This is a genomic window from Acaryochloris sp. IP29b_bin.137, assembly GCF_028285745.1.
Taxonomy (GTDB): domain Bacteria; phylum Cyanobacteriota; class Cyanobacteriia; order Thermosynechococcales; family Thermosynechococcaceae; genus Acaryochloris.
In genome coordinates, this window is sequence record NZ_JANQOP010000364.1 from 1 (window position 1) to 16,338 (window position 16,338).

General features: G+C 48.9%; 13 protein-coding genes and 1 pseudogene. 7 read left to right on the top strand and 7 right to left on the bottom strand.

Annotated elements, in window-relative coordinates; translation table 11 throughout:
* Positions 1-453: pseudogene (locus Q0991_RS24305) on the top strand (IS1 family transposase); the annotation flags it as partial.
* Positions 454-464: 11 nt separating this feature from the next.
* On the opposite strand, the gene Q0991_RS24310 reads toward Q0991_RS24305, so the two are convergent.
* Both Q0991_RS24310 and coaD read right to left on the bottom strand, forming a co-directional pair.
* On the bottom strand, positions 465-1,106 hold the full coding sequence (locus tag Q0991_RS24310; protein ID WP_299493531.1) for a hypothetical protein: 642 nt from the start codon (positions 1,104-1,106) through the stop codon (positions 465-467).
* Positions 1,037-1,567, bottom strand: coding sequence for a pantetheine-phosphate adenylyltransferase (gene coaD / locus Q0991_RS24315; protein ID WP_299493534.1), 531 nt, complete (start codon positions 1,565-1,567; stop codon positions 1,037-1,039). Before coaD ends, Q0991_RS24310 begins: the two co-directional genes overlap by 70 nt.
* 190 nt (positions 1,568-1,757) lie before the next feature.
* Between coaD and cysS the strand changes: the two genes are divergently transcribed.
* Positions 1,758-3,254 (top strand): cysteine--tRNA ligase, encoded by a 1,497-nt coding sequence (cysS, locus tag Q0991_RS24320; protein ID WP_299493536.1) that lies wholly within the window; start codon positions 1,758-1,760, stop codon positions 3,252-3,254.
* 9 nt (positions 3,255-3,263) lie between these two features.
* Here cysS and Q0991_RS24325 read toward each other — a convergent pair whose 3' ends face one another.
* Entirely contained in the window at positions 3,264-4,214 is a 951-nt protein-coding gene (locus Q0991_RS24325; RefSeq protein WP_299493537.1) for a class I SAM-dependent methyltransferase, read from the bottom strand.
* A 511-nt stretch (positions 4,215-4,725) separates the two neighbouring features.
* Between Q0991_RS24325 and Q0991_RS24330 the strand changes: the two genes are divergently transcribed.
* Entirely contained in the window at positions 4,726-7,311 is a 2,586-nt protein-coding gene (locus Q0991_RS24330; RefSeq protein ID WP_299493539.1) for an EAL domain-containing protein, read from the top strand.
* A 3-nt stretch (positions 7,312-7,314) separates the two neighbouring features.
* On the opposite strand, the gene Q0991_RS24335 is transcribed toward Q0991_RS24330, so the two are convergent.
* Complete coding sequence (locus Q0991_RS24335) at positions 7,315-8,244, bottom strand: M23 family metallopeptidase (RefSeq protein ID WP_299493541.1); 930 nt, start codon at positions 8,242-8,244, stop codon at positions 7,315-7,317.
* A gap of 75 nt (positions 8,245-8,319) precedes the next feature.
* Between Q0991_RS24335 and Q0991_RS24340 the strand changes: the two genes are divergently transcribed.
* Positions 8,320-9,489: a trypsin-like peptidase domain-containing protein gene (locus Q0991_RS24340; protein WP_299493543.1), complete on the top strand. Its 1,170-nt coding sequence runs from the start codon at positions 8,320-8,322 to the stop codon at positions 9,487-9,489.
* Positions 9,490-9,513: 24 nt separating this feature from the next.
* Complete coding sequence (locus tag Q0991_RS24345) at positions 9,514-11,742, top strand: AAA family ATPase (RefSeq protein WP_299493545.1); 2,229 nt, start codon at positions 9,514-9,516, stop codon at positions 11,740-11,742.
* A 27-nt stretch (positions 11,743-11,769) separates the two neighbouring features.
* Here the strand turns inward: Q0991_RS24345 and Q0991_RS24350 are convergent, their stop codons facing one another.
* The 3 genes from Q0991_RS24350 to Q0991_RS24360 form a co-directional block, all read right to left on the bottom strand.
* Positions 11,770-12,606 carry a HEAT repeat domain-containing protein gene (locus Q0991_RS24350; RefSeq protein ID WP_299493547.1) on the bottom strand — a complete coding sequence of 279 codons (837 nt, stop codon included), beginning with the start codon at positions 12,604-12,606 and terminating at the stop codon, positions 11,770-11,772.
* 27 nt (positions 12,607-12,633) lie between these two features.
* Entirely contained in the window at positions 12,634-13,140 is a 507-nt protein-coding gene (locus Q0991_RS24355) for an MOSC domain-containing protein (RefSeq protein WP_299493549.1), read from the bottom strand.
* A gap of 130 nt (positions 13,141-13,270) precedes the next feature.
* A complete protein-coding gene (locus Q0991_RS24360; RefSeq protein WP_299493551.1) occupies positions 13,271-14,392 on the bottom strand; it encodes a hypothetical protein in 1,122 nt (373 codons plus the stop codon).
* Between the two features lie 749 nt (positions 14,393-15,141).
* Here Q0991_RS24360 and Q0991_RS24365 point away from each other — a divergent pair.
* Together Q0991_RS24365 and Q0991_RS24370 are read left to right on the top strand one after the other, a co-directional pair.
* A complete protein-coding gene (locus tag Q0991_RS24365) occupies positions 15,142-15,306 on the top strand; it encodes a hypothetical protein (protein WP_299493553.1) in 165 nt (54 codons plus the stop codon).
* Between the two features lie 45 nt (positions 15,307-15,351).
* Positions 15,352-16,128 carry a DUF5895 domain-containing protein gene (locus tag Q0991_RS24370; protein ID WP_299493555.1) on the top strand — a complete coding sequence of 259 codons (777 nt, stop codon included), beginning with the start codon at positions 15,352-15,354 and terminating at the stop codon, positions 16,126-16,128.
* The last annotated feature ends 210 nt before the right edge of the window (positions 16,129-16,338 follow it).

Sequence of the window (16,338 nt, forward strand, 5' to 3'; positions counted from 1 at the left end):
ACCGGAAGAATTGAACGTAGGTGACTGCTGGGTGGCATTAAGCCTAGCCAAAGACAGTGGCTTGGTGCTCAGTGGCCGGATTGGCAAACATACCGACGAGCTAGCGAGAATACTGAAGGCAAAACCGCCTGTCACCATTGGCAAACCGATGGCTGGCAAGGGTATTCACGACAATTACCCGATGAAGTGATTCATTACGTATGCAAAGCCCTGACCCAACGCTTAGAGCGGAGCAATGGCATCGTGCGTCAACAGACCGGGCGATGGCATCGACGACAGAATAAATTTGGCAAAGTTTGGCAACAGAGTGCAGTGACCTTAAGACTGGTACTGACCTATTTCAACTGGATCTGGTGCCATTCACGATTTAAGAACACGGCTGCCCAACGAGCTGGACTGACGGAGCATCCATGGGAATGGCAAGACTTAGTCACCTATCCCACACTTTGTTGACGCACAATCAACTATGGAGTAGAACGCTGCAAATGGGATCGACCATTTTGGATCACGCGAGTCATATGCCCCAATCGATCTTCTAGCTCTTTGAGGACTTGCTCTGCATATCGATCGGCTTCAAGCTGAATTTGTTCACATTCGGCTTGGGCTGCTTGGCGCATGGTCTCAATTTCTTGCTGAGTTTGGCGGCGCACACGCTCTACTTCTGAGATATTCCGTTGGCGCATGGTCTCAATTTCACCTTGCACTTGCTTGCGTAAATGCTGGGCTTCCATTTCCGCCTGCTGGATAATAGTCAGTTCATCGGCAATTTGTGCTGCTCGCTGTTCTGCAGATTGGATGAGTTCTTCTGCATATTGATCGGCCCGATGAATAATATCTTCTTTATTTTGCAAGATATTTTCGGCGGCCCGAATGGTATCCGGGATACTCCTCTCTACAGCTAAAAGCTGCGATAGGAGTTGCTCTTCATCCACCACGGTGCGACGAGTCAGGGGCATTTTTAAGCCGTCTAGCACAATGATTTCTTCTAAGCGTTGCAGCTGTTGCTGCAACTCCAATCCTTGAGACTGATGCGCCGCTAATCCGCTGGGGGCATCGGTGCCGTTGGCGGTGGTATCAACACGGAAGGAGGAGTCTTGGTGAAGCATTCTTCTAGCTCAATAGCAACGTTTTCAGGAACAAGATGAGTCGCTGATCCACCAAATTTAGCAATTTCTTTAACTAAGCTACTACTTAGGAAACTATACTCATTGGAGGTGGCCAGGAACACGGTTTCGATTTGGGGAGATAAGCTGTGATTGGTGTGGGCCATTTGCAACTCATACTCAAAATCGGACAGCACCCGTAGTCCCCGCAATAATACTTGCGCTTTCCGCTTTGTCGCATAAGTCACCGTTAGTGTATCAAATGTGTCAAGCTCTAAGTTGGTAAGATGCTGGGTACAGGTTTTGATTTGGTTGAGACGCTGTTGCACAGTAAACAATGGCGTTTTGTTTGGGTTGCGGGCCACGGCAACAATCACCCACTCAAACAGTCTGCATCCTCGCTCAATAATGTCGAGATGCCCTAAAGTAATGGGGTCAAAACTACCGGGATAGACTGCAATCATGATTCAGACGTTGGGTTGAGGCGATTATAGTCTAATCTCCCTAAGTTTTTGATCGTTTAATTCCAAAATAATGCTAAGTTTTTTGTCCTGATTACCCTCATGAATCTCACCCACTTTTCATGACTGCCTTTGTCTGTTGACGGCTATAAATGCCTGCTCCTTGTTCTTTTCGTTACATCTTTTCTCCACCATGTCGCTGCAGCTCTACAACACCCTGAGTCGAACAAAAGAACCGTTTAAACCGGTTGTGGCTGGCAAGGTGCGCATGTACTGCTGTGGGGTCACGGTTTACGATTACTGCCATTTAGGCCATGCCCGCTCATATATTGTTTGGGATGTGATTCGCCGATATCTGCAGTGGCGAGGGTTTGACGTTCAATACGTACAAAATTACACCGATATTGATGACAAGATTCTGAAGCGGGCGATTGAAACAGATCAAGCTTGGCAAACAGTCACCGAGACGTTTATTCAAGCCTATGAGGACGATATGGCGCGCCTCAATATCTTGCCCGCAGATGCTTATCCTAAAGCCACTGAAACAATCCCCGCCATTATTGACCTGATTCAAGCGCTGGAGACTAAAGGCGTGGCTTACGCCGCTAATGGTGATGTCTACTATGCCGTTGAGCGTTTTCCCGGCTATGGAAAGCTGTCGGGACGTTTACTGGATCAGATGGAAGCTGGGGCCAGCGGTCGGCTAGATCAGGGCGAACAGAAAAAACGCCATCCCCTAGATTTTGCCCTCTGGAAAGCGGCTAAACCGGGTGAACCGAGTTGGGAGTCACCCTGGGGATCTGGGCGGCCCGGATGGCATATCGAATGTTCGGCCATGGTGCAGGAATGTTTGGGACCCGAAATTGATATTCATGCGGGGGGGGCAGATTTAGTTTTCCCGCACCATGAAAACGAGATTGCCCAATCAGAGGCAGCGCTGACGCCTCGGCTGGCCCGCTACTGGATGCACAACGGATTTGTGAATGTGGGGGGCGAAAAGATGTCTAAGTCTCTTGGGAACTTCACGACGATTCGCAACTTATTAGACACTCCGTTACCTATCCTAGAGGAGCAAACGCTAGATCCAATGGCCTTGAGGCTCTTTGTCCTGCAAGCTCAGTATCGTAAACCGATCGATTTTACAGACGATGCGATCGCAGCCGCGCAGCAAAGTTGGCAAACCCTCAAAGAGGGACTGTTGTTCGGGTACGACTATGGCGCTCAACTGCAATGGTCAGACTGCTCAGATCCAGCGTTTGGCAATCCCGCCAATATGCGAATTCCAGATTCGAGTGATGCGGTCCAGCGGTTTCAGCTGGCAATGGATGACGACTTTAATTCTCCTGGGGGATTAGTGGTCTTATTTGAGTTAGCCAAGGATTTGCGCAAGGTCGGCAATATTCTCCGCCATCAAGGAGAAACAGTGTCCACCCCCGATCAACTCCGGGAGCAGTGGCAAACGTTAGTCTGTTTATCCCAGGTGTTGGGCCTGGAAGCCCAGCCTAACGCAGCGGCTGACCATAGGGGGGGCTTAAGCGAGCAAGCCATTGTAGCGTTAATTGAAGAACGACAGGCAGCCCGCCAAGCTAAAAACTATGCCGACAGCGATCGCATTCGCGATCAGCTCAAAGCGCAAGGGATTACATTGATTGATCAGCCCAACGGGATAACCCGCTGGTTGCGGGAATAGGCGATAGCTTTAAGCGTTTGGCTTAGTGCCAATGATGGTGCGGTGGCGTGGATCGCTAGCTGTCGTGAGGGTATGTTCAAAACCTGCTGCTTCCAAAGCAGATTCCACATCAAACGTGTAATAGTCATCACTCCAAGGTTCTGTACTTTTCATCAACGTAAATAACGCGGGTGGTAAGTTTTGGATCACGGGGGATTTAGGGTCATTATCCACCAACGCTAAGCATCCTCCAGGCCGCAGAATCCGCAGTGCTTCTGCAAAAATTTGCTGGGTAATCTCTCGGGGGAGTTCGTGAATTACAAATTGGAGGGTCACCAGATCGAACGCAGCATCGGGCAGTCCCGTCTCCTCTGCTTTGCCATGTAGCCAAGTGATCGCTTGGCTTACATCTCGCATATGGGCGATGGCCAGCATATAGGGGGAGAGATCCAGACCAGTGGTGTGAACCGGATGAGTTTGAGTGGACTGATAGTAGCGATGGAGGGCAAAGGATGAAATCCCCACTGAACAGCCCATATCCAAAATATCCGTCACGTTAGCAGGACCATAGTCAGCCAGCACTTGATGAAAACTAGACCGTAAACGCTGTTGAGCCGTCTCCCAAGTCAGCCCCTCCTGGGGCCAAACTCGCAATGCCATGGCGTAAGTTGCTGATTCGGCCTCAAAGGCAGCTGGCCAGCATAAGTTGCCCTGTTCATAGGCATGAAAAGGGACTTGATAATAGTCTGGATAGACCAGATGAGGATTGTTCGCCTTGTCAAAGAAATCTTGGGTATTTGAGGCGGCTAAAGCTCGGTAGTTTTGACGCCAAGACACACCATTTTTCTCGGCAGTTTCAATCAGAACCTGTCTAGCTTGCCGCTTCATCACAGCATAAATGGGCTTTGTTCGAATAAGGAGATTGACGAGTTTTGATAACCAGTCCTCTCCTGCCCAGTCCGGCTTCAGCTTAAGAGTCATATCGAAAAATGCAGAGGGTTTGGACTCTCATTGTAGAAGGGCAAGTACGCTCACTCATAGAGATATCGAACAAAGCTCAATTTTTTAGGATTAACAACACAGCGCTCAATAGTATTTTTTCGTTTTCAAAAAAAATGATTTTTTTTTTGCTGATCTGGGAATGCTCTGTATTAGCCTATCCCCATTGTCAGCGATTCTACACTCCACAAATGATGTGATTAGAATCTTGTTTATCGGTTTCAACGATTATCAACACTGATGCACTAGCACGTTCCCTAGCCCCCGGTTTCTTAAGTTTCTATTGAGACAAGATCGGGGTATCAATCACGCTAATGCCGTCTATCTCGGCATTCATTAAGATTGGTAAAAGCGCAAAATCAAGCGTATATGGGAGAATATAAGCGCACAATCGCTTTTTGCATCCATCTTGTTTGGCATTTATCTTGTCTTTCCCTTCCCCATTCCATAAATTCTTGACTTCTCACTGCCACTGCTACCCGTCTAAACGCTTGTGCAAGATACTACTCAGATCAGCCTCGATGTGATTCCAGGAGACATCACCTCTCCGACGCTGAGAGAAACGCGAAGTCGTCCCCCTCAACCCAGCCACGCGGGTTCAGGCTCTTTAACCAAGGCAATAAGCCGAGCCCACCATCTCTTGGTGATTAAGGAAGGCGGCCAGCAGCAGACCGTCGTGTTAGAAGCGGCGACCTATTCCATCGGTCGTCATCCCGCGAATTCTATTGTGTTGAATGTCGGCACTGTGTCTCGCCAACATGCGCTGCTTTTGCGTATCCACGAGCCCAAGACGGGGAATCATTTTTTTCGGGTGATAGATGGCAATATCCAGGGTCGACGCAGTCGCAATGGGCTTTGGATCAACGGCAAACGCCGCTTCTCTCATGATCTGAAAGATCAAGAAATTATCTCCTTTGGTGAGGATATTCAAGCCACCTATCACTTAGTCACCGGCTTCCCAGGTGAGTATGAGTTGGATGACTTACTGGCCCTCAATCCGGCAAAATCGACTACCCCTCCTACCTTCACCCCTCAGCCACTGCCATCCGACACAGAACTCCATAATTTAGGGGAAGCCGCTCTCGTCCGCCTCTCCTCATTTCCCGAGTTAATGCCTCATCCGATCATTGAAACGGATTTTAGTGGCAGCATCACTTACATTAACCCAGCAGCGGTTTCTCAATTCCCAGATATCTTAGAGTCCAGCCAGCATCCTCTCTTGCAGGGTTTCTTAGCGGAAGTCAAGAACGCTCAAAATACTTACTTTGTACGAGAAGTCCATGTGTGCGATCGCGTCTTTGAACAATCTATCCACTGCATGCCCGAAAGCCAGGTGATTCGGAGCTATTTAGTGGATATTACTCAGCGCAAACGAGCAGAACAAATTTTGCGAGAAAGTGAAGAACGCTATGCGGCAGCCGCCAGAGGCGCGAATGATGGGCTCTGGGATTGGCATCTACGCTCCAATCGGGTGTATTTTTCCCCTCGTTGGAAGTCAATGATTGGCTACGAAGAAGACGAAATTAGCGATCACTGTGAAGAATGGCTCGATCGGATTCATCCCGATGATCGTGATCGTTTGAGGCAGGAACTATCCCTACATCTTCAGGGAGAGACGGCCCACTTTCAGAGTGAATTTCGCTTGCGCCACAAAAACGGGAAGTACCGTTGGTTCCGCAGCCGAGGGATGGCCCTACGGGACCCAGGCCATCAACCTTACCGAATTGCCGGTTCCCAAACGGATATCACTGAATATTACTTGGCCCGCGAACAGCTTGTCTATGATGCCCTCCACGATGCCTTAACGCGTTTACCCAATCGGGTGTTGTTTATGGATCGTCTGACCCAAGCGATTAAACAACATCATCGGCATCCTGACGATCAGTTTGCCATTCTTTTTCTGGACTTGGACCGCTTTAAAATCATCAACGACAGCCTCGGACATATGATTGGCGATCGACTATTGATTGAAGTGGGTCACCGCCTGCAATCCTGTCTGCGAGAAGAAGACACCGTCGCCCGCCTTGGGGGAGATGAATTTGTCATTTTATTGAATACGATCCAGAGTATGGATCATGTTCTGCAAACCGCTGAACGGATTCAGCAGCAGCTCAAGCAGGCCTTTGCGATTGAAGGGCATGAAATTTTTACGGGGACGAGTATCGGTATTGCCCTGAGCAGTGCCGAATACCAACATGCAGAAGAATTACTGCGCGATGCCGATACCGCCATGTATCGGGCCAAAAACTTGGGCAAAAATCGGTATGAGATTTTTAGCAGCAGCATGCGCTCTCAAGTTCTAGCCCTATCTCAATTGGAGAACGATCTGCGTCGAGCCATTGATCGAGAAGAGTTTCAGCTGTTCTATCAGCCCATTGTGTCTTTAGACAATCAAGACTTAGTGGGTGTGGAAGCCTTAGTGCGGTGGCATCATCCTGAACGTGGCTTAATCTTGCCTTCAGAATTTGTACCCATGGCTGAAGAAGCGGGCCTTATTATTCCTTTAGGCTGGTGGGTCTTAGCACAAGCCTGCCGCCAAATGCAGGTCTGGCAACGGCACTATAGCTGGGCCGAGGATCTACAGCTCAATGTCAATATTTCGAGTCGACAATTCTCTCAGCCTAACTTTGTCAACGATATTCATGCCGTTTTAGACGAGGCGAATCTGCCTTGCCATCGCCTCAAACTCGAGATTACCGAGGGGGTCTTGATGGACCATGCGTCAGATGTGGCGGACAAGCTGGAGGCCATTAAAACCCTTGGCATCAGGCTCGGTATCGACGACTTCGGGACAGGGTATTCCTCCCTGAACTATCTCAATGCGTTCCCGGTAGATACGCTGAAAATCGATCGCTCTTTTGTGGAGCGTATGAATTCAGAAGAAGGCTTTGAAATTGTTAAAACCATTGTCAACCTCGCCCATAACTTACATATGGATGTGGTGGCTGAAGGCGTAGAGCTAGCCGAACAGGCAGAAGAACTGACGCAAATGAATTGTGAATATGCCCAAGGGTATTTATTTGCCAAACCCACGAATAGGGAGGGCATGGAGCAATTTCTGCTGGGCTATTACGATTAATGGTTACTGTTGCAGGGATTGCAAATAGGGTTGAGGGTCATGGGCCACCCAGCCTAAACTGGAGCGATAGCGTACTTCAAATCTAAGGGCAGTCTGGGGAGCAGACGCAACCTCACCAATCAGCCGTCCCGGTTGCACCCGTTGCCCTGCTTTGACATCCACATTCTGAAGACGGCCATATCGAGTCTCTCGGCCTTGGGTATGGCGGATAATGACCAGCTGACCTGAGGCATCTCGCTGCCCCGCAAAGACAACAGTGCCAGCACTGACGGCATAAACCGGCGTGCCTGTGGCAGCCTGAAGATCAATGCCACTATAAAACTGCATTTTGCGAGTGTCTGGATTGACCCGCCAGCCATAGGTACCCAAAACGGTAGCGGGTTGAGGGAGCGGATAGCGATCGCGACCATTCACTTGCCGACCAGATGCAGAGAATTTCTGCAGCGGACGCAGCGGCGCAATCCCAGTGGGTTGAGCATTCACCCTCGGCGACCATTGAATGCCAGGGACAAAGGCTACCTTGGGCGATAATTGGCAACCATTCACCTCAAACAAAACTTCTGAACTTACATGATAGGCGTTAGCAACGGCCTTCAACGTCTGACCTGCGGGCACTGCCACCAAAATGCCGTTGTAGGGCGGCACGACTAAGTTCATCCCCACCCAAACCCGTCCCGTTCGGAGTCGAGGATTCATACCTTTGAGGGTGGCTGGCGATAAGCCATACTGTTGGGCAATCCGGGGCAATGTTTCGCCAGGTTTGACTTGATGCTTGACTAATCGAGACAACACAGAGGCGGGACAGCGCTGGGAAGACACGGGTTTTGTGGCTGGGGGAGACTGGGCCTTAGCCAGCCAGTTGCCTCCTACCATGCCGCTACCGAGTGTCCAAGGTATGATTGCAAGAAGATGGCAAAAGTTGAGTCTAGCCATAATACTCAATTGCTCCCAGGGTTAGAGTGGAGTAAACCATAACAATCACGCTGAATGCGCACTAGTTTTACGATAATGCAGCGATCCCTCCAGCATCTAGTTTTTTCCCTTTTCGTCGGAAGTGCGCTGCTCCAACCCGGCTGCCAGCGTTGGTTTAATCGAGCGTCCAACCCCGCTAATCAGGCCGAAAGCACCCCCGAAATCCCGGTGACTGAAATTGCTAATCGGTCAGCCATCAGCTCTAATCTGATTGTCAAAATGGTGGATCAGGTCGGCCCTTCTGTTGTGCGGATTAACGCTGCTCGCAGTTCCAACCGTTCACTTCCCGATCTATTTGATGCTCCGAATCGCCCTATGGAGCGGGGCACGGGCTCAGGATTTATTTTTGATGAAAAAGGCTTAATTCTCACCAATGCCCATGTGGTTGAGGATGCAGACCAGGTTACTGTTGTGCTCAAGGACGGACAACAGTTTCCCGGCACCGTAGAAGGGGCCGATCCTCTCACGGATATCGCTGTCATCAAAATAGAGGCTAACCAGTCCTTACCTGCTCTGGCCCTCGGAAATTCAGATACTTTACAAGCCGGAGATTGGGCGATTGCCATTGGCAATCCCTTAGGACTGAATAATACGGTGACCATGGGCATTATTAGCGCCACCGATCGATCTAGTTCTCAGCTGGGTGCTCCGGATCAGCGGGTGAATTTTATTCAAACTGACGCCGCGATTAATCCCGGCAATTCGGGGGGACCACTCCTCAATCTCAAGGGCGAGGTGATTGGGATTAATACGGCCATTATTCGCGAATCGCAGGAGTCCGGGGTGACGGCTCAAGGGCTTGGCTTTGCGATTCCCGTCAAGATTGCCGCTCGCATTAGCCAGCAATTGTTAAATGAGGGGCAAGTCGCCCATCCCTATCTCGGGATCCGTATGGTGAGTCTCTCGGAACAGACCAAAGAATTATTGAAAGACGAGGCAGAGTTCCAGGTTCAGCAAGAGAAAGGGGTACTCGTCGTTGATGTGCTATCTGGCTCCCCAGCGGAAGCAGCCCAGCTTAAGTCGGGTGACGTCATTGTTCAAATTGGTAAAACCCAAATTGACAATACAGAGCAACTGCAACAACTCTTACAGTCCGTAACTCCAGGGGATCAGCTGTCGTTAACAATTATGCGTAAAAACCAGAAGCGTCAAGCACAACTGAAAGTGGGGACGCTGCAACCGGAAACCTTTTCTCGACGCTCCTAAGCGCTAGGATGATGGATTTAGACGATGGATTTATTTGAGCAGCATCGTCAACAGTTACTAGAAGCAGAAGCGCCCCTCGCCGCACGTTTACGCCCTCGCACCTTAGATGAGTTTGTGGGCCAAGATGACATTGTTGGCCCAGGGCGCTTATTACGGCGGGCGATTCAAGCCGATCAGCTTTCTTCGCTGATCTTCTACGGTCCCCCTGGCACAGGCAAAACCACTCTGGCTCAGATCATTGCTAATACCACCCAAGCTCATTTTCTGGCCCTCAATGCAGTATTAGCGGGCATTAAGGATATTCGCTCAGCAGTTGATGAGGCCCAGACCCGGCGTGGTCAGTATGGTCAACGCACGATTCTCTTTGTGGATGAGGTGCATCGGTTCAATAAAGCCCAACAAGATGCTCTATTGCCGTGGGTAGAGAATGGCACAGTGATTTTAATTGGGGCAACCACCGAAAATCCTTATTTTGAGGTCAACAAAGCCCTAGTCAGTCGGTCGCGTGTTTTTCAATTGCGATCGCTCACCCCAGACGACCTCCGACAAGTCCTAGATCGGGCATTGCAAGACAAATATTTCGGCTATGGCGATACAGCCATCGAGCTTGCGGAGGCCGCTACAGACCACCTGATTAATGTGGCGAATGGCGATGCCCGAGCGTTGCTCAATGCCTTGGAACTTGCGATTGAAACCACCGAGCCAGGTGCTAATGGCGTTATTCCCATCTCTTTAGCGGTGGCGGAGGCATCGATTCAACGACGGGCTGTTCTCTATGACAAAGAGGGAGATGCCCATTTTGATACAATCAGCGCCTTTATTAAAAGCCTGCGTGGATCAGACCCGGATGCAGCCCTCTACTGGCTAGCCCGTATGGTCTATGCCGGAGAAGATCCCCGCTTTATCTTTCGGCGGATGATCATTTTAGCCAGTGAGGATGTGGGGCTAGCCGATCCACAGGCCGTCGGCGTTGTCATGGCCTGTGCCCAAGCTTTTGATCGAGTGGGGTTACCGGAGGGTCAATATCCCCTCGCCCAAGCCGCGCTTTATCTATCGATGGCTCCCAAATCCAACAGTATCTTGGCCTACTTTGATGCCTTGGCCGCAGTAGAGAAGGAACGAGAAGATGAGGTTCCCAATCCCCTCAAAGACGGGAGCCGAGACCACCATTCGTTTGGTCATGGGGCAAATTACAAGTATCCCCATGCCTATCGCGATCATTGGGTGGCCCAGCAATATCTTCCCGATAGCCTCCAAGGCCAGATTTTCTATCAACCCTCGGCCCAAGGGGCAGAAGCTGCACTGCAAGACCAGATTGCTCGTCAACGGGAAGCTCAACTTTCAGGACTCGCTGAAGCCCATACACCCGATCCAGTGAGCCATGGCCCCAAAGATTCCAAGAAAGAACGGTGGTTGCAGCGCACTATGAGTCAGACGGGAGACCATGCAGCTTGGGTGCGCGATCGTATTTTCAGTTTCACTCAAATTCAGCGCCATCATGTGGTGTTGGAAGTTCGCAGCCAAACAGGGCTACTAACATGGGAAGCGTTACGACGGACCCCGGAAGGCAATGTCTATACCCACGTTCCCTCAGATAAAGTCGCTCAAACCCTGGAAGCACAGGTTAAGGCCCTGTCAGCCTTGCAACGGCCTATCTGTGTTGCAGGGTCGAGTTCTGACCTCAAAACTCTGATTCATGACCATACCCCAGATCTCCAGTTTGATTGGATTCTAGGTCGGAATACCTTTGCAAATCAGATGCATAAAATGGATCGGCCAGCAGTTGAGAACCTGGCCCAGCAGTTGATCAGCCTTTTGAGACCGGAGGGTCAGATCATTCTAGCGGAAACGATTCCTAAATACGGGCAACGAATTTGTAACTTAGTAAAGGCAGATGATGTAGATTTGGCGTTATATCAGCGTTGGCAAACGGCTGAAGTTGAATTATATCAAGGTGATACGGGCGATACGACACTCACCTGGGATGAATCTGATCTACAAACTGCATTTGCTGATCAACTGATCACGATAGACCTAGAACAGACTCACATGAGTCTATATGTCACTCCTAAGTTGATTGCACGGTGGTTTGCGACGAGTGGTGATCGTCCTTCCTATGGAAAGCGGCTAGGGCAGCATTGTTCAGCGAAAGATGTGAAACAGATTCAAGCACTGTTGACTCAAAAGCTATTGCACCAAACCATTCAGTGGCAAACTACTCTTGCATTTGTCCATGTCCACTGTCCAAAATAGTCACGATAAATGGCATAGATTTTGGTGCTATTCTAGCTTTCTACATTTCGTGACAGCTTCATTGATCAAGTAATCATCAGGATTGGCTGCTAGTAATTCTTCCAGATGCTCCAGGTACTGGAGTTGTGGGCATTCTGCGGCAGCTTCAATCATGAGTTTAGCGACTGTTGGTCGTGATAAATCCTTGAGGACCACAGGAATAACACGAGCATCCTGGCGTTTAGCTAGCCCCACCGCCGCTTCTCCTTGGATTTCATCATCAGAATCCGATAAACCTTGAACCAGAACCTCGCGAACCTGGGGAGAATCTGCATCACTTTGAGCACCCAAACCACATATTGCCCAATTGCGCACATCATAGTCATCGTCCTGCGCTAATCGACACATCATTTCGACTGCAAGGTCGGAGTGATCGCACTGGGAGCCACCCAAAGCAAAGGCCACTTGCAAACGGACATCGGCAGAATCGTGATTGGCAAATGCCACCAGTTCGCTACTTTCCCACAAGAAACCATAGGATGCATGGTGACCCAATGCATTGCTTGCACTGCAAAGAACTTCCGTTTCAGGATCGTGGAGCAGCGACAACAGAATTGGCAGTGCAACTTCACCAAATGGGTAGGGTGAGTCGCGATCTGTACATCCAAGTTGAGATAAGACGGCAGCCCCCAATGCCCTCATACAGGATTCAGAGCTTTTACACCATTCCACAGCAGTATCAAATATCTGAGGGTCTGAGCGGAGATGAAGAGAATAAAGAATATCCCCATACAGATCATCCTCATCATCAGTAGAACGCGCACATTTTTCTGCTTCAATCAGCAGTTGCTCCGTAGATAAGGTTTTGAGAGAATCGACCATCATACGCGAGCCTTCTGATAGAGATAACAACTAGGTTGTATATACAGCTATCGAATCTCCTAGACTGACATTGCCAGATGCTAACACTCTGGTATAGAGACGACTCATACCCGGATGTCGTTTTTGACTAATACGACCATAACAACGGAGTTTGAAGTAACGAGCAATCGTACGGCAAGGCTGGGCATAGTCTGTGATTTCTAAGCGCACGCTATCTCCTAACTGGAGCTGAACACCGGGGATTAACTGCTGCCAATCCAAACCAGCCACTGTGATATTCTCCCCCGCAGCACCTGGTCTAATAGGATGCCCTTCCCCTTGCAGCATTTCGATAATTTCTGCAGACCATAAGCAGATTGCCCGATCTGGACCACCGTGATGCTTGAGATTTTTCTGGCGATCGCCCACTAGCCCTTCTACGTCGATATGGGCGCTCGGTACCGACTTCTTGGGTACACCTCCGTCGGAAACATTGATCTGGATAACCTGGCCCTGAAGCTTGGAAAGCGAGGTGGAAGCAGAATCCAAATTAGGCATGAGGTTGGTGACGACAATGACGACCCATCCCTAGCATAGTGCCATTCTCAGGAGTGCAGCATGAGTTGAGAGTAGCCCATTAGGCTTTTATGGGCGACCTGACAAAGTGCACTCTGAATCAAGCAACGTTTTATGCCATCCCCATTTCCACCTTTAATTTTTCGAGATCATCATCCATTTCCAAATCTCTGTAGATCAGCTCCTTTTCATCCAAGCCGTAAGAGTCCATTAACGCCTGAATTTGATCCGCCCCCTCGATCTTGTCACTGGTCGATAGGATACCCAGTATACGTTTAAGACAATTCACCTTGCCCACAATTTTGAGGACAGGTGCAGCAGTGGCGAACGCTGCGCCTGCCGGGGGAAAAACCAGGGAAATTGCAACAATACTGCCAGTGACGACAGTGGTTGTCGCTGCAGCAGTCGCTGAAGCTTTCAACGTATCAACCAGTGCATCTTCTACCGATTTTTGACCTTGCTGAACGGCCACAAAATTATTCAGTCCACTAAACGCCAGTTCAAATCCAAACGCGGTCTTTCCGGCTGTGACGGCCCGTTGGGCAACAACTTTTGTCCCGGCTTGAAAGTTGATTTCAGCTTTAGCTTTAGCAATATTCTGTTTTTCTGTGGGAGAGCTATTTCGTTTACTCTGGGCTCGACTTACAGTGACCGATTCTTGATGGCTCTTGCTGAGGCTTGATTTGTTATGGCTCCCGTTATGATTCTGTTTGTATTGACTAATGCCCTTGGCCCCTAGTCGACAGACGTTTTTAGGGATTTTGCTGTAGATTTTCTTGGCGTCTTGCCAGGAATGGGGTTCTTCGGTCCTCAAACTTGCAGCACTAGACCTAGGTGCAGAATCAGCTCCCTGACCTGAGTTGGGTGCAGCATATGGGCGGTAACTCTCCGGCTTAAGCTTTTGAGATGAACTCACGTTAGTGTGTTGAGGATCTGGCAATTCAACAGAAAACTGGCTGAACCAATGCAAAGTTTGTGATGTGGCGTCCTTAGCATAAACCTCTACCTGACAAATAAAAGGAATTTGAAGGTATTTCAGGAAATTGTTTATATATTTCTCAACAGGCTCTTGGGGTGGAACACCCTCTGTTTTTTTAACAATAAAAATAATTTTTTCTGCTTCGATAATCGCTCTCCCGGTCACCGCTATAGTCTGTAGGACATGGTTGAGAGCATAGGTGATGGCATCAACCTGGCCTTGGCGAGCCAGCACTATAATATTGGATTGCGACATAAAGACTCTTTTTAAGTGAAATAAAGTACATTTAGCCTATAGATGTATATTTAATGTTCATTTTTTGGAGCAAAAAAATACACATATACTTTTAATTTAAAAGTTATTTTTTACCTTTTTCTTTACGCAGCCACAAATAAAAATTGAGTATTTGACTTAATTATTCCCAGTTCTTTAGCTATTTTTCTATTGGCCTATAGACGTAATTCTGTAAACAGTTGATCCTGATCGTATGGGAGCTATTTCTGGCACCGATCACTGCTTCAAGGCGATTAACGGTTGGCCATAGTGAGTATGCCGCATCCTTCGGAAGAGCAAGCGACAAACTACCTGCAGGAATCATCTGATCAACAGCATGGTGAACTAGCAATGGCTTCATCTTTGAATGACTAGGGCATGGCGATATCTTGCACAAAATCCTAGGTTTATCAACACAAATCCGTTTTATCTGGAATTCAGATGCAAATAACGACCTGAACAGCGGTATACAGGCTCTTTTCCCTGATTTATTAATTTAGTAACAAATTATTAAAATCCGATCCACCCCGATACGGCTCTTAAGCCTTTCAGAGGGTGAGATCTAGGTTCTCAATAGGCCTTGCAATAGTATGTTTGTACTGATACACTTGTACTATGCACAAGAGAAAACACCTTCTTCCGTCGGGTGCCCTTTCTCTACTGGCATTGCCAAACCTTTGCAACCGCCAATGCATAATCACTCCCTCACTTACTTGGATGCAGGTGTTCATATGTCTCACTTTCAAATCATTTTTTTAGAAGCTCAATGCCAAAGTGCCTATTGCCAAGGGCTTGAAGATGCATTGAAATCCTTGCCACCTCGTTATTCCAGGAATTCAGAGTATATGCAGGGCTACAACAGCCTTGAGTCCCACACCTCACAATGGGCTGCTTAAAACCGTTTCCCCACCATCAACTTACGTTTCAAGGAGAATTCAATAATGATGTCTACAACCCTCACTCGACCTGCTCCAATTGATGAATTTGCTGGGGATGAATATGGTCCTGCCTATCAGCCTCTGCCTTATTTACAAGTGCTCAATCATGAAGATCCACAGCAGGCCGGATTTTTTATCTCCGCTGATAATGCTGCTGCCGTCAATTTCCAGCCCACCCCTGAGTGGCAACCTCATGATGCCTATTTCATGTCAGGGGGTGTAGCAGTTGGCTATCGCAGTCTTACAGCCCGTTTAGCAGTTTTGCGACGGTCACCTTTGCTGATGTTTTCGCGCCAAGACCGTTCTTTCTTAGGGCCATTTGATCGCGATACCTATAACCCTGAGGAGGTGATTCTCAAAACCCGCTATTTGGCCTATCTCGTCAGCCGACAAAAGCAGCTCCTCCATCAATCACCCTTGCAATTTACGGCCAAGGGGTCTCTTTGCGGATCATTTGGAGAACATTTTAATCAGTTTCAGTCCCAAATGAACTGGGCCTACGGCAAGCCCCGTGGTGATCGCTTTTTTGCCCTGTCGATTTTTGCGATTAAGCTACAGCCCATCCTCAAAGGTCAAGAAAAGAAATCCTGGGTTTGTTCGATTGTCGAGCATGGCCAGCCAACCAATGAGAACTGGCGTAACTTTTTCCTGGGCTATGACCCTAACGCCAAGCAAAAGCTGCTAGCTGACTTTGAAGCACATGCTAATTTTGCCCAGGGCGATCGGGACAAAGGGGTGCCTGAGCGTTATGACGCGATAGTTGATGATCTAGCCTTCTAAAACTGGGGCGAACACAGCGTGTGGGTGGGGCTATGACTGCTCCGCCTATGCGCGAGTATTCGCAACGTTGTGGCTGCGCCTTAATTGCGGCGAACGGAACGAATGGAGAAAAAAGATCTGCTCCGTTTGTTTAAAGGAGAGGTCACCCTACAATAGCTAGACTATTCAAACCGGAATCAACTATAAGAAATGATGAGCAGGCAACTTGAG